General features: G+C 52.4%; 1 protein-coding gene. It reads right to left on the reverse strand.

Annotation, left to right across the window (positions count from 1 at the left end):
• Positions 1-130: 130 nt before the first annotated feature.
• Positions 131-605, reverse strand: a 475-nt coding sequence (locus tag AACY08_RS28045; protein WP_339472354.1) for a response regulator transcription factor, incomplete at its 5' end; no start/stop codon positions are given.

Raw genomic sequence — 605 nt, forward strand, 5'->3', positions numbered from 1 at the left:
GAAGCTTCATCAGGAGATTTCTGAGGACGTTGATGGCGAGGCAGAATAGCTCGTCAGATCGCGCACGCTCCTGCGTGAGCCCAAGCTGCTCTCCAAGGCCGCATTGAAGTCAGCAATAATCGACTGCCTCTCAATCCCTTATTCTTTCCAATCTCTCGGACATCCGCCCGAGTTCAAGCAAGGATGCCGCCTCCATCTTCCGCATGATCTGCGCCCGACACACCTTCACCGTGATTTCGCTGAGTGCAAACTTCGCAGCAATTTGCTTTGTGAGTTTTCCATCAAGTATCATGTCCATAACTTGGCGCTCGCGAACAGAAAGCGAATCGTACCGCGCGCGAAGATCAGCTGTCATTGTCTTCTCGTTTCGTCGGATTTGCGAAGTCTGGAGACCGAGATAGATCGCATCAAGTAGGTCTTGGTCCCTAAACGGCTTGGTCAGAAATTCGATCGCGCCAAACTTCATAGCCCGGACCGACATCGGGATATCCCCGTGCGCTGTAATGAACACGACCGGGATCTCCACACGCGTTCTGAAAAGCTCTTGTTGGAAATCCAAGCCGTTCTGACCCGGCATTCTAACGTCCAATACCAAGCAAATCGGC

The sequence above is a fragment of the Pseudomonas sp. EL_65y_Pfl1_R83 genome, from assembly GCF_963970695.1.
In the GTDB taxonomy this organism is placed as follows: domain Bacteria; phylum Pseudomonadota; class Gammaproteobacteria; order Pseudomonadales; family Pseudomonadaceae; genus Aquipseudomonas; species Aquipseudomonas tritici.